The following is a 12,486-nucleotide window of genomic DNA, read 5'->3' as shown; positions in this document are numbered from 1 at the left end:
TGGGTATACAAAAAACTTCAGATATTCGAACATCTTCGGTGACATGACTGACAGACGGATCCCAAAACCCCTAACCCATCGCGTCAAACGGAGTGTATGACCGAAATTCATCCCGATCAGCGCGTCGCGGTGCTTGCCGACTCACAGAACCTGTATCACTCCGCACAGAGCGTTTACTCCCGGAATATCGACTATTCGGGGCTGCTTGAGGAGGCGGTTAACGACCGATCGCTTGTCCGGGCCATCGCATACGTGATCCGAGCGGACTCCCCCGAGGAAGAGAGCTTCTTCGAGGCGCTGCGCGACATCGGCTTCGAGACGAAGATTAAGGAGATCAAAACGTTCGCTGACGGCTCGAAGAAGGCCGACTGGGACCTCGGGATGAGCCTCGACGCCGTCTCGCTCGCGAGTCACGTCGACACGGTCGTGATCTGCACCGGCGACGGCGACTTTGCCCGGCTCTGCTCGCATCTCCGTCACGAGGGTGTTCGGGTTGAGGCGATGGGGTTCGGCAACTCCGCCGCCGACGAGCTGATCGACGCCGCCGACGACTTCGTCGACCTCGCGGAACACGAGGAGACGTTCCTTCTCTAGACGGCGTCATCAGCTGCCGTCGCACCCGCGTCACCGAGTAGCGCCGCGATCGACCGTTCGACGGTCTTCGCGGCCGCCTCCACCTCTCGGACCCGGACGTACTCCCGCTCGGCGTGCGCGACCGCCCCAGCGTTGTCAGCGAGGTCACCGGGGCCGAACACCACCGTCGGCGCGGGCGCGAAGTACGACGCCTCCGTCGCCGCGCCGAAGGGACGAACAGCGCCGCCGCGGTCGGCCAGGATTCCGGTCGAGTCGGCCGCGATCCGGGCCGCGTTCGCGACCGCTCCCACCAGTTCGTGGTCCGGGTCCGTCGAGAACGCCTCGAAGAACGGCGACTCGCGGTCCGTCAGCGCGACCGCGACGCCGATGTCCTTCGGTGTCGACTCCCGAACGGCGTCCGCAAGCGACGATCGGAACCCCTCCGCTGTCTCCGGGGGGACACTCCGTCGATCGGCGGTGATCTCACAGTCCGCGGGCACCTGATTCGTTGCGCCGCCGCCCTCGATGACGGTCGGCGTGAGCTTCGGCGGGCCGAGCTGCGGGTGTTCGTCGGCGCCGTCGTCGAAGGTCCGGATCGCCGCGAGCGCGCCCTCGGCGGCCGCGACTGCGTTCGCTCCCGCGAACTCCGCGGCGTGGGCGGCGGTTCCCGACAGCTCCACGGTCCCCTGAAACCGCCCCTTTGCGGCGGTGCAGGCGTCGAGACTCGTCGGCTCACCGACCAGGAACAGGTCGCCGTTGAGCCGGTCTTCGGTCCCGGGCGAGCGCCCGGTGAGCGCTGCCGCACCGAGCGACAGCGACTCCTCGTCCGGGGTGAGCGCCAGCGTGATCCGCCCGCGTTCCGGATCGGCCGCGAGGAATCCCGAGAGAAGCGCCGCGAGCGGTCCCTTCGCGTCGCAGGCGCCGCGGCCGCGGATCACGTCACCGGGACCGTCGTCGGAGACGGAGTCAGCCCGCTCGTCCTCGTGCGCCTCGCCCCGCTCGAACGGGACGTGCGGCGTCACCGTGTCGAGATGGGTGTTCAACACGAGATGCGGCCCCTCGCCGGGCGCGTCCGAGTACTTCTTCGCGAGCACGCACCCGCCCGCGACGACCTCACTTTCGGCCCCGAACTGGTCGAGCGTTTCGACGACGAACTCGCGCATCTCGTCGACTGACTCGTGAGAGGGGGTCTGAACCGCCTGCTCCAAGAACGAGACCGAGTCGAACGCCGCCCCGCTCATCGCGGGTCGGCCGGGAGCGTCCCCTCGTACTCGCGGGCGACGGGACCGGTCAGGGTCGCGTGGCCGCGGTCCGGTACCGTAACTTCGAGGTCGCCGCCCGGCGGCCGGCTGACGGCCGATTCGCCGTCGATCAGGCCGAGTCGTCGCGCGGCCGCGACGACCGCGACCGCGCCGGTACCACAAGAGCGGGTCTCGCCCTCGACGCCGCGCTCGAAGGTGCGCTGGTCGATGAGGGCGGGACCGTCACCACTTCCGTCGTCGACGACGCTCGCGAGGTTTACGTTCGCGCCCTCGGGGAACACGTCGGCGTGACGGACGGGAGGCGCGACCGCGTCGAGATCGACCGAGTCGATCCCGTCGGGGTCGCTGCGACCGCCGTCGACGAACGCCACCGCGTGCGGGACCCCGGTGTTGACGGCGGTAACGGTTAGCCCCTCGACCGGCTCGTCGATCAGCGGCTCGTCACGGGCGAGGGGGACGCGCGCAGGGTCGAACGTCGGCTCGCCCATTTCGATGGTGGCCGCGGTCGCGTCCGCGTTCACGGAGGCGCGTCGGGTACCGGCCTGCGTGTCGATCATGAACTCGCGGTCGCCCGTCCGGTCGTGGGCCCACAGCGCGACGACGCGCGCGCCGTTGCCGCACATTGTCGCCGTGGAGCCGTCGGGCTGGACCAGCGTCATCACGACGCGGGTGGGGTTGAACCGCTCCTCGACGCTGAGAAAGAGGACGCCGTCGGCGCCGCGTCGGCCGGTGGATTCCTCATTTCTCTCGGCGTCGAAATCCCCCCCGTCGACACCAGTCTCGCGGTCACAGTGGGTGCGCGCGAAGGCCGCGCGGTCGCCGACGACCTCAGCGTCCGCGTCGACGACGAGGAAGTCGTTCCCCGTACCGTGGTACTTCTCGAACGGGACGGCGTGGGTGCTCATCGGCCCGCCTCCGTTCGGTCGGCTCGGTTCCGGTTCGCGTCCCGCTCGACCGTCGTCAGGTCGTCGAGTGTCTCCCGGCGGCGGACGATCGCTGCAGTCCCGTCGTCGAGTGCGACCTCCGGCGGCCGCGGTCGTGAGTTGTATTGGGTTGCCATTTCGTATCCGTACGCGCCCGCGATCCCGACCGCGAGGAGGTCCCCGCGTACCGGGTCGGCGAGCGCTCGGTCTGTACAGAGCGTATCGCCGGTCTCACAGATAGGTCCGGCGACCGTGACAGGGGTTGCCGACCGGTCGTCGATGGCGGGGGCATCGCTCCCGTCGCTCTCTCGCCCGCCCCCGAGGTTCCGGATCGGGTGGTAGGCGTCGTACATCGCCGGGCGCAGCAGGTCCGTCATCCCGGCGTCGACGCCGACGACGCGCTCGTCCGGCGTTGGCTTCACGGTGTTGACGCGCGTCAGGAGGACGCCCGCGTCGGCGACGACGTACCGCCCGGGCTCGATCGCGAGATCGACACCCGCAGGGAGCGGCGCGACCGCCTCCCGCGTCGCCTCGGCGACCGCCGGTAGGTCGAGCGCCGGCGCGTCCTCTTTATAAGGGACGCCGAAGCCGCCGCCGACATCGACGTACTCGATGTCGACGGGGGCCACGCCGCCCTCGTCCGGGTCGGTCAGATCCCGCGCCAGTCCGCCCATCCGTGTCACCATCTCGCGGTGGCTGTCGAGCTGGTCCGGGTCGATCCCGGAGCCAGCGTGCGCGTGGATTCCGACCACGTCGAAGCGCTCGGCCGCGTCTCGCGTTGCCTCGGCGGCCCGGTCGTATGGGATCCCGAACTTCGCCGCGCCGCCGGTCCGGACCTTCTCGTGGTGGCCCGCGCCGACGCCGGGGTTCACTCGGACGCAGACCCGCCCGTCGTAGCCTCGCTCGGCCAGCCGGTCGAGGGTGTCGACCGCGCCGACAGTGATCGTGAGGTCCGGCTCCGCCTCGGCGACGCCGACGACGTAATCGAGGTCGCGGGCGGGCGGGTTGACCGCGGTGTAGTGGAGGCGATCGCCGCCGAAGCCGGCTGCGAGCGCGCGGTCCACCTCGCCGGCAGAGGCACACTCGGCGTCGAGGCCCGCCTCGCGGACGGCCTCCAGCACGGCCCGACCGGTGTGGGCCTTCACCGCGTACCGCACGTCGGCGTCCGGAAAGGCCTCGCGCAGGCGCTCGCTGTTCTCGCGGACGCGGTCGAGGTCCTGCACGTAGAGGGGGGTGCCGTGTTCGACCGCGAGGCCAGCGAGACGGTCGGCGTCCCAGTCGCTCACGCGCCGGACCGAGGGACTCAGAGGGGATTCAGCGGCCGCGTCGTTGTCGCTCATTCCCGGAGCGCGTCCTCTCGCTGCGTCGCCTCCAGCGTCTCCTCCTCGACGTGAGTCGCGACGACCGCGGGCTTGTACGCGCCGCCCTCGAAGAGGTCGTGGTCGCCGACCGACGACTCGACCATCCGGGTGAACGCCCGGCGCTCGGCCGGGAGGTGGCCGTAGATGACCTCCTCCTCGACGAGATCGTAGACGGGGATTCGGGGGGTAAGCAGGGTGTTCTCGCCGACGATCGAGTTCTCGCCGACGCGGAACCCGCTCGTGACTCGACAGCCGGCGCCGAGCGAGACGCCGTCCTCAACGATCACCGGCGCGTCCTCGACCGGTTCGAGGACGCCGCCGATCAGCGTGTTGGCGCCGAGCTTGACGTTCTCGCCGAGTTGGGCGCAGGAGCCGACCGTGTCACACGAGTCGACGAGCGTGCCGTCGCCGACGTACGCCCCCATGTTGACGAACGAGGGGCTCATCATGATGCAGTCGCTGCCGAGGTACGCGCCCCGGCGGATCGCGGTGCCGTCCGGCGTGTTTCGGGTGCCGCGCTCGCCGAGGTCGGCGGTATCGCGCAGCGGGAGTACGTCGTGGTAGGTCACGCCGCCGTACTCGCGGGCCTCGGTCTCGCGCAGGCCGAAGTTCAGCAGAATGCCGCGCTTGACCCACTCGTTGGCCTCCCACGTGGTTACGTCGTCGCCGGTCTTCTCGGCGGCGCGGACCTCGCCGGCCTCCAGCGCGGCGAGGAACTCGTCGACGACGGCGGCGTCCTCGGCCGTCGCGTCGGCGGCGGTCAGCCCGTCCTGATAGCGGTCCCACAGATCGGATACGTCGGCTTCAAGCGTCATTGGATGGTGTATAGATGAGTGTCGGTATTTATTCGTCGATGTGCGTATGTCCGGTAATTATTCTCCGGCGCCGCCGGCGTCCAGCACGTCGCCGAACGCGTACCAGCCGGGCTCGCGGTCGGCGAGCCAGTCGGCGGCGTCGAGCGCCCCCTCGGCGAACACGCCGCGGTCGCCGGCGCGGTGAGTGAGCTCGACCGCCTCGCGATTGCCGGCGAACAGCACCTCGTGCTCGCCGGTCACGTCGCCCGCGCGTCGGGCGTGGACGCCGATCTCGTTCGACTCGCGCGGCGCGTCGCCCTCGCGCCCGTGGACGCGCTCGTCGAGGTCGTCGCGGACAGACTCCACGTCGTCGAGGATCGACTTCGCGGTGCCCGAGGGGGCGTCGCGCTTGGCGTTGTGGTGCGTCTCCGTCAGCTCCACGTCGTAACCGGGGAGCGCGGCGGCGGCCTCGCGGACCGCGCGCCGGAGCGCGGCGACGCCGCGCGCGAAGTTCGACGCCTTGAGCACGGGTACCGCCTTGCTTGCGGCCCGGAGGCCGTCGAGCTGCGCGTCCGCGAACCCGGTTGTCCCCGTGACCATCGCCACGCCCGCGTCCGCACAGATCTCGGCGTACGCGACCGCCGATTCGGGACCGGTGAAGTCGACGAGCGCGTCGGGTTCCGCGGCCGCGAGCAGCTCGTCGAGGCGGTCGGCGTCCTCGACTGCGACCCCCGCCACGGGGTCGGTCGGGGTGCGGTTGACCGCGACTGAAACGGCGACGCCCTCGCGGTCGGCGGCGGCCGAGATCACTTCACGGCCCATCCGACCGCCGGCGCCGGTGACGGCGATAGACAAGGAGTCGCCGCTCATTCGGCGTCCCCCGCCGTGGGCTCGACAGCCTCCGGATCGACGGCTCCGGGCGCGCCCCCGTCGTACTCGGCCAGCAGCTCTTGGAGGATCTCGCGCCGGTCCTCGGAGAGCCGACTGAGCGGCGAGCGCACGCTCGGGCCGCCCCGCCCGCGGATGTGCATCGCCTCCTTCACCGGGATCGGATTCGTCTCGGCGAACAGTTCGCGGACGAGCGGCGAGAGCTCGTGGTGGAGCGCCCGCGCGCGGTCGTAATCGCCCGAGAGCGCGGCGCCGACCATCGCGCAGGAGCGTTCCGGCTCGACGTTGCCGACGACGCTGATGGTGCCGGTGCCGCCGATCGAGAGCACGGGCAGGGTGAGCCCGTCGTCGCCGGAGAGCACGGAGAACTCCTCGTCGCGGGTGCGCTCTATCACCTCGCTGATGAGGTTGAGGTCGCCGGAGGCAGCCTTGTACCCCTGGATGTTCGGGTGTTCGGCGAGCTCGACGGTCACGTCGATGGGGATCGATTGGCCCGTCCGGCTCGGGACGTTGTAGACGATCTGCGGGAGATCGACTTCGTCGGCGATCGTCCGGTAGTGCTCCAGAAAGCCCTGCGGTTCGGGCTTGTTGTAGTACGGGGAGATGAGGAGGAGGCCGTCGGCCCCCGCATCGGCGGCGCGCTCGGACAGCGAGAGCGCCTCGGCGGTGTTGTTCGACCCGGTTCCGGCGACCACCGGCACGTCTTCGAGGGCGTCGCGGACCGTCTCGATCACGTCGACGTGCTCGTCGTGGCTCATTGTCGCCGACTCGCCGGTGGAGCCGACGGGGACCACGCCGTCGACGCCGGCGCGTTCGAGGTAGCGGGCGTTGGCGGCGAGCTGCTCGTGATCGACCTCGTCGTCGTCCGTGAACGGGGTCGTCATCGCCGGGTAGACGCCCTCGAAGGGCTCGTCGGTCGTCTCTCGGTCCGTCTCGTCCTGCGTCGCGTAGGGTGTCGTGGTGGTGGTGTCCGTCATGGTGTGTCGTGGGTGTGTCGCGTGGGTCGCTGCGTGTCGCGGGTCAGAGCCTGTCACGGGTCGATGTCTGCCGCGGGTCACCGTCGATCGCGGATCGCCGGTGACCGTCGTACCTGTCGCGCGGGTCGGGGGTCGTCCGGGACGGGGTCGCCACTCCCGCCGTCGGACGGTTCACGCGCGTTTTTTCGAGAAGAGCCGCGTCGCTGTCGGCGTCGGCGAGCCGCGTTCGGACGCGGGTCGGGTCACACCACTGTATGCGCCTTTGGCTCGCTTATAGATTGCGCCTCGGGTGGAAACTGCCGCTCTGCCGCGCCCCATCGCTTCGATGAACGTCTCGCGGTCGCCCGCCGGCAACGCCCTCAATCCTCGATCACGGACATTCATTTATATGTCCGCCGCGTCTTCTTCTATCCCATGACCGACCCCGCCGACGCCGGTGTCGACGCGGATCCCGAAGACCACGAGTCCGACACGGTCCGCGATCCCGAAACCGACACGGTCCGCGATCCCGACATCGACGTCAATCCCGATATCGACATCAGCCCTGACGCCGATCGCCACGAGTACCACCCCGACCGGGAGCACGCCTTCCCCGACGAACGGCTCAACGAGATGCTCGACCGGATCGAGTCGGACCCGGAGATCACGGCGTACCTGGAGGCGCAGAACGTCAACCCCGTCGACCGGAAGGGGTACAACGACCACGGCTCGAAACACGTCGAGATCGTCCGGGACCGCGCGCTCCGGCTGTACGACCTGCTGAAGGCCGGCGGCGTCGAGTTCAACGGCGCTCGCCAGCAGGGGCTCGACGAGGCCGACGAGTCGGTGATCATCGCGCTCGCGGCCACGCTCCACGACATCGGCCACGTCGTCCACCGCCACGACCACCCGTACTACTCGATCCCGCTCGCGGCCGACCTCCTCGACGACTTCCTCTCCTCGTTTTACGGCGTTCCGGAGCAGGTCCGGATCAAAGCCGAGGTGCTCCACGCCATCCTCTGTCATCACACCGAAGAGCAGCCGCTGACCCGCGAGGCCGGCATCGTCCGGATCGCCGACGGCCTCGACATGGAGCGCGGGCGCTCGCGGGTCCCCTACGAGGAGGGCGGCCGCGGGATCAACACCGTCTCCTCGCAAGCGATCGAGCGCGTCTCGCTGCGTGAGGGCGAGGAGACCCCGGCGCAGGTCGTGATCTGGATGAACAACGCGGCCGGCGTCTACCAGGTCGATTCGCTGCTCAAAGCGAAGATCGAGGGATCGCTGCTGGAAGACGAGATCCGGACCGTCGCGATCAACACCCACCGCGACGACGACGGCAACGGGTCGATCGTCGACCGGATCGAGCTGTAGGACGGTTCTCCGGGTCGTTCACCGGCGGTTCTCGGCGATCGGAGTCGCTACGGCGACCAGAGTAGCTACGGCCCTCGAAGTGTCTCCCCGGCCCCATTCCGGTGCGCGGCTCGATCGGTGACCGTCGTCACCGAGACACTCGTCGTCTCGATCAGGTCTGTCGCGGTCAGCCCGCCGTCGAGCTGACTCCCCTCGCGGCTCCCGCCCCCGAGGAGCGGCGCGATCGGGAACCCGTTTCGCGCCGACCCCACCGCCGCAGTGCCCGGCTGGTTGACGACGAGTCGGCCAGGAGCGAGCCGCTCCGCGGCCCGCTGGACCCGCCCCTGTCGCGTCGTGTGGACCGCAGCGGCATGTGATCCGCCCAGCCCGGCCGCCAGCCGCAGCGCGGCGCTGAATCCCTCGCAGGCGTGTATCGTGACTGCCGGAATCCCCGGAAGCGCCGCGAGCGGGTCATCCCCGGCATCTTCATCCTCGTTCCGCTCCCCGTTCTCGCTCGGATACTTGCCCAGATTCTCGCCGGCGACGATCAGGAAGGCCGTCGCGTCAGCCGCCGGAGGCAGGTCGAGCGTCGACGCGAACCATCTGGGTGAGTTGCCGACCGGAGACGACAACTCTGTACCGTCGCCCGCCAGCAGGTCCCGGAGCCGGTCGCACTCGTTCGCGTCGAGGACGTATCCGCCTTCGTCTTCGAGCGCCGCGATCAGCGGTTCTGTCGTTCCCTCGGCCGTCACCACGGCGGCGTCGGCGGCGGGGTGAGCACCGAAGTCGTACGTGGCACCGACCGCGATCCGCGTTGCCACCGCCGACATCGACGCCGAGCCGTCGGAGACGGAAACGAGCCCGTCAGCGCCGGCACACATGTTGGGTGTCCCACAGCGCTGGCCGGCGGCGACGGTCGCCGCGGAGCCGGACGCGACGACGAAGTCGACCCGCTCGAACAGCGAGTCAGTTCCGGTCTTTGAGGACGGCGCGGGAAGCATCGAGACGGCGTCTGCGGGCGCGCCCGCCTCCGCAAGCGCTCGCCGGATCTCCTCGACGGCCATATCGCAGGTCTCGACCGCCGACGGCGACGGCGCGAGGACCACCGAATTCTGGCCGGCCAGCGCGTACAGCGACACGACAGCGGAGACGACCACCGGGTGCGTCGCCGGGACCGCGACACCGACGACGCCGACCGGCCGGGCGACGGTGAGCCCGCCCCGCGGCTCGTCCCGGCCGATCACGCCCGTGGTGGGCGTCTCACGGAGATGCGATCGCGCGCCGTCGACCGCCGTCGCGATCTTCTCCGTCTTCGCTCCCGAGTGTCCCCGTCGTGTCTCGTTTGCGGCCGCCAGCGCCAGTCGGCTGATCGTCTCCGGATCGCTCAGTCGCTCGCCGACCGCCTCGACGATCCGGTCCGTCGCCGCGGCGTCGCGCTCCGCGAGCCGCGCCCCCGCGTATCGAGCGTCTGCGACGGTTGTCGCCACCCTGTCTCCCTCGTCTGTGTTCGCGATTACACCCCCGGTCATACGCCATAGCCTCTTGTCCAGCCGCATATTCTCATCCGGTGGTGCACTGTGTCACCCCGCGGCGGAATATGTGTTCGAGGAAACAGTTATTCGAGTGGGCTGAGTCGTGGGTGACGAATGGAGGCGCCGTCAGCACTCGTCGAAGTGGTCGAGCGCCGGCTCGACTTCCTCGAACGGCTCGCCGAGGGGGCACTCCGGAAACACGAGTTGGTCGACGAACTCGACCACTCGCGCTCGACGGTTAACCGCGCGATCGACGAGCTGGAGGCCGCCGGACTCGTCGCCGGCGAGACCGACGGGTACCGGACGACCCTGACCGGACGACTGCTCGCTCAGAGCTACCGACGATTCCTGACGGTCGCCGCCGACGTCGACGCCGCGAGCGAGACGCTCGCCCCGCTCGGTCCCGACATCGCACTCTCGCCGGCCGCGCTGCGGGACGCCGACACCTACCGCGCCGCGGCCCCCGATCCGTACCGCCCCTTAGAGCGCCTCGACGCGGTGCTCGCGGACGCCGACAGCATCGCCGCCGCGCTTCCCACGCTCCCGTCCCCCCGCCTGCTCGATCGGTGCCGATCCACCGCCGCCGCCGGCGGGAGTGTCGATCTCGCGCTGACCGATCGCACGTACCACCACGCTCGAGAGCACTACGCCGACACGCTGGGCGGGCTCGCGGCCGGTGACGACGCCGCGGTGGTTATCGCCGATGGGATCGATGTCGGCTGTCTCGTTGCTGACGAGACCGCGGTCCTCGTCGTGTTCGACGACGACGGCGGTGTTCACGGCATTGCTGAATCGACCGATACCGAGGCGGTCGAATGGGTCCGCGAGCGCGTGTGTACCCTCTGCAAGGCGGGTTACGACGTGACGAACGAGCTCGCGGCGATCCGGGATGCGCGGGACAGAGGGTGCGAGGAGCCCGACGGTGCGGGCGACACAGGAGACCGTACTACCGAGGGCACAGAGCCCGCCGGAAGCACCACCGGCCGCGGCGGCCACGACGAGAACACCAGCGACGCCAAAGCGGACGGGTTCACTGCCGTCGAGGCGCGCGCGCTCGCCGATCTCGGGCGGGTCGCGGCCGAGCGGGGGGACGTCGAGACGGCCGTCGACCGGCTGACAGCGGCGATCGATCTCGGCTATCGGATTGAGTCCGTGCGCGCGGTCGTTCCTGCTGCTGAGGAGCTGGCGGCGCTGCTTGCGGCCCATCCCGACTCCGACGAACTCGACGTCGACGCGCCCGGCTCGATTCCTGAGAGCGCGGCGACCGACCCGGCGGCGTACCGCGACCTCGCCGACCGGTGGCGCGTCGACGGGGACGCGGTCGCCGCCGACTTCACGACGAGCGAGAGCGAGGCCAGATAAGCCGGTACGGGTCCGCACTGCCCGCGCCCCGTGTCGCAACGGCTTTGCGGGTGGCCGCGATAGCCGGGGTATGAGTGACGAAGCGGCCTTCGCGGACCTGCGGACCGGCGCCGACTACCAGTTCGGCGCGGGCGCGGGCGACGCGCTGTTCCCACCCGACGAGACGCTGACCCTCCGGCGGTCGAGCGGCGGCCGCCCCCGACAGGTGATCGTCGGCGACGTGAACGACGACCCCGGGAGCCCGGAGGGCGACCGGCTCGTCTCGTACGGCACTGACGGGCGATTCACCCTCGGAATCGCCGGCGGGCGCCGGATCCGCGACGGGTTCGCGGCCCCGTGCCACCGGATGGTCGTCGGGGAGGAGAGCGAGCCGTTCGTCCGGGAGGGGCGCAACGCCTTCGCGAAGTTCGTGACCGCGGCCGACGACGGGATCCGCCCCGGTGACGAGGTGCTCGTCGTCGACGACGAGGACGCGCTGTTCGCGGTCGGACGGGCCGAGCTCTCCGGCGCCGAGGCCGAGCACTTCGCGAGCGGCGTCGCGGTGAAGGTGCGGAACGGTGCCGGGAGCGAGGGAGACGGCGGAAACGGTACCGACGAGTAGTGCGGCCTCAGCACTTTTAAGCGGGTTTTCAGGTTCGTATGCGGTGGCGCGCGCGTCCGAGCGGTCGTCACCGACGACCGCGAGGAGCGCCGCGCGAGGGAGTCGCTGGTACCCGGAACGAAGCGAACGGGTACCAGCGACGAGGTTGGGGAGGCGTGAGGCGCAGTGCTGTGCGTGCGGGTGGGACTCAAAGGGGCAGTCGCCGAGGACAGCGCAGGCGTTCACGAGAGCAGTGCTCTCGTGAGCCAATCAGAACGCTTCGCGTTCTGATGACGACGGAAGCACTGGAGGGAGCGAACGGAGTGAGCGACTGAAGCGCGCAACGAGCGTGCGCCCGCCTCGGCGACTGGGGCTTTGGAGGTGTTCACCACCGACTCGTTGTCAATTACTCATAAGTGGCCGAATGAGGCGTCAGAGGTAGCCATCGCGCCGCTAGCAACAGTTGCTTATGGCTCTGTAGAAATCCTATTTTTCAGACACATTATCGTCTGAAACAGCCGTTAGGTGAAGGGTGCGAACCTATCGCCAGTAACCCTGCCATTATCGTTGAGATTTGTGGAGTCGGCCCGGTAGAGTGTGCGTATATTCCATTAGAGACCTAATACCAATTATGCGGTAACACCTAACCTACGATTGGACTATGATGAGACTGGAATGCCCCATAGACGGGTGCAACGCGACTATTGAATCCGAGACTGAACAGGAGGTTATGGCTCAAGCCGAAGAACACGCGAACAGTTCGCACCCCGAACTCGAACTGGACGACGAAACCGTCGAAAACATCAGATCGGGTATTACAGAGGTCTAAGGCCAGGGGCTGTACTGATCGATACATAGGTCACATCAAACCACCGAACGGCCCGATCACCACCCAACGCCGACAT

The 12,486-nt window shown here is 69.2% G+C and carries 12 protein-coding genes; 5 read left to right on the top strand and 7 right to left on the bottom strand.

Translation table 11 applies throughout. The features are described from left to right. Positions 1-96: 96 nt before the first annotated feature. Entirely contained in the window at positions 97-594 is a 498-nt protein-coding gene (locus tag HLAC_RS03335) for a LabA-like NYN domain-containing protein (RefSeq protein WP_012659907.1), read from the top strand. Here HLAC_RS03335 and HLAC_RS03330 read toward each other — a convergent pair. From HLAC_RS03330 to dapA, 6 genes are read right to left on the bottom strand one after another with little or no spacing between them, the layout of a single operon-like run. Beyond that, positions 591-1,814, bottom strand: coding sequence for a M20/M25/M40 family metallo-hydrolase (locus tag HLAC_RS03330; protein WP_012659906.1), 1,224 nt, complete (start codon positions 1,812-1,814; stop codon positions 591-593). The genes HLAC_RS03335 and HLAC_RS03330 overlap by 4 nt on opposite strands. Then, positions 1,811-2,740 (bottom strand): diaminopimelate epimerase, encoded by a 930-nt coding sequence (gene dapF / locus HLAC_RS03325; RefSeq protein WP_012659905.1) that lies wholly within the window; start codon positions 2,738-2,740, stop codon positions 1,811-1,813. The genes HLAC_RS03330 and dapF overlap by 4 nt, the downstream gene beginning before the upstream one ends. Then, on the bottom strand, positions 2,737-4,098 hold the full coding sequence (gene lysA, locus HLAC_RS03320; RefSeq protein WP_012659904.1) for a diaminopimelate decarboxylase: 1,362 nt from the start codon (positions 4,096-4,098) through the stop codon (positions 2,737-2,739). The genes dapF and lysA overlap by 4 nt, the downstream gene beginning before the upstream one ends. Beyond that, a complete protein-coding gene (locus HLAC_RS03315; protein ID WP_012659903.1) occupies positions 4,095-4,934 on the bottom strand; it encodes a 2,3,4,5-tetrahydropyridine-2,6-dicarboxylate N-succinyltransferase in 840 nt (279 codons plus the stop codon). The genes lysA and HLAC_RS03315 overlap by 4 nt, the downstream gene beginning before the upstream one ends. A gap of 57 nt (positions 4,935-4,991) precedes the next feature. Further along, positions 4,992-5,783, bottom strand: a complete 792-nt coding sequence (gene dapB / locus HLAC_RS03310) for a 4-hydroxy-tetrahydrodipicolinate reductase (RefSeq protein WP_012659902.1) — start codon at positions 5,781-5,783, stop codon at positions 4,992-4,994. Then, on the bottom strand, positions 5,780-6,778 hold the full coding sequence (dapA, locus tag HLAC_RS03305) for a 4-hydroxy-tetrahydrodipicolinate synthase (protein WP_012659901.1): 999 nt from the start codon (positions 6,776-6,778) through the stop codon (positions 5,780-5,782). Before dapA ends, dapB begins: the two co-directional genes overlap by 4 nt. A 414-nt stretch (positions 6,779-7,192) precedes the next feature. Between dapA and HLAC_RS03300 the strand changes: the two genes are divergently transcribed. Beyond that, positions 7,193-8,128: an HD domain-containing protein gene (locus tag HLAC_RS03300; protein WP_012659900.1), complete on the top strand. Its 936-nt coding sequence runs from the start codon at positions 7,193-7,195 to the stop codon at positions 8,126-8,128. A 65-nt stretch (positions 8,129-8,193) separates the two neighbouring features. Here HLAC_RS03300 and HLAC_RS03295 read toward each other — a convergent pair whose 3' ends face one another. Next, positions 8,194-9,636 (bottom strand): aldehyde dehydrogenase family protein, encoded by a 1,443-nt coding sequence (locus tag HLAC_RS03295; RefSeq protein WP_012659899.1) that lies wholly within the window; start codon positions 9,634-9,636, stop codon positions 8,194-8,196. 117 nt (positions 9,637-9,753) lie between these two features. Between HLAC_RS03295 and HLAC_RS03290 the strand changes: the two genes are divergently transcribed. From HLAC_RS03290 to HLAC_RS17675, 3 genes are all read left to right on the top strand, one after another. Further along, positions 9,754-11,001: a helix-turn-helix transcriptional regulator gene (locus HLAC_RS03290; protein WP_012659898.1), complete on the top strand. Its 1,248-nt coding sequence runs from the start codon at positions 9,754-9,756 to the stop codon at positions 10,999-11,001. Between the two features lie 70 nt (positions 11,002-11,071). Continuing rightward, complete coding sequence (locus HLAC_RS03285) at positions 11,072-11,602, top strand: PUA domain-containing protein (protein WP_012659897.1); 531 nt, start codon at positions 11,072-11,074, stop codon at positions 11,600-11,602. Positions 11,603-12,242: 640 nt separating this feature from the next. Next, positions 12,243-12,410, top strand: coding sequence for a DUF1059 domain-containing protein (locus HLAC_RS17675; protein ID WP_079892084.1), 168 nt, complete (start codon positions 12,243-12,245; stop codon positions 12,408-12,410). The last annotated feature ends 76 nt before the right edge of the window (positions 12,411-12,486 follow it).

Source organism: Halorubrum lacusprofundi ATCC 49239 (assembly GCF_000022205.1).
In the GTDB taxonomy this organism is placed as follows: Archaea; Halobacteriota; Halobacteria; order Halobacteriales; family Haloferacaceae; genus Halorubrum; species Halorubrum lacusprofundi.
Note: the sequence above shows the minus strand (reverse complement) of the source record. Positions and strands in the feature narration are given on the sequence as shown.

Excerpts from the sequence above, each read along its gene's own strand:
- HLAC_RS03335 (WP_012659907.1), top strand. The coding sequence starts at position 97 with ATGACCGAAATTCATCCCGATCAGCGCGTCGCGGTGCTTGCCGACTCA.
- HLAC_RS03330 (WP_012659906.1), bottom strand. The coding sequence starts at position 1,814 with ATGAGCGGGGCGGCGTTCGACTCGGTCTCGTTCTTGGAGCAGGCGGTT.
- dapF (WP_012659905.1), bottom strand. The coding sequence starts at position 2,740 with ATGAGCACCCACGCCGTCCCGTTCGAGAAGTACCACGGTACGGGGAAC.
- lysA (WP_012659904.1), bottom strand. The coding sequence starts at position 4,098 with ATGAGCGACAACGACGCGGCCGCTGAATCCCCTCTGAGTCCCTCGGTC.
- HLAC_RS03315 (WP_012659903.1), bottom strand. The coding sequence starts at position 4,934 with ATGACGCTTGAAGCCGACGTATCCGATCTGTGGGACCGCTATCAGGAC.
- dapB (WP_012659902.1), bottom strand. The coding sequence starts at position 5,783 with ATGAGCGGCGACTCCTTGTCTATCGCCGTCACCGGCGCCGGCGGTCGG.
- dapA (WP_012659901.1), bottom strand. The coding sequence starts at position 6,778 with ATGACGGACACCACCACCACGACACCCTACGCGACGCAGGACGAGACG.
- HLAC_RS03300 (WP_012659900.1), top strand. The coding sequence starts at position 7,193 with ATGACCGACCCCGCCGACGCCGGTGTCGACGCGGATCCCGAAGACCAC.
- HLAC_RS03295 (WP_012659899.1), bottom strand. The coding sequence starts at position 9,636 with ATGACCGGGGGTGTAATCGCGAACACAGACGAGGGAGACAGGGTGGCG.
- HLAC_RS03290 (WP_012659898.1), top strand. The coding sequence starts at position 9,754 with ATGGAGGCGCCGTCAGCACTCGTCGAAGTGGTCGAGCGCCGGCTCGAC.
- HLAC_RS03285 (WP_012659897.1), top strand. The coding sequence starts at position 11,072 with ATGAGTGACGAAGCGGCCTTCGCGGACCTGCGGACCGGCGCCGACTAC.
- HLAC_RS17675 (WP_079892084.1), top strand. The coding sequence starts at position 12,243 with ATGATGAGACTGGAATGCCCCATAGACGGGTGCAACGCGACTATTGAA.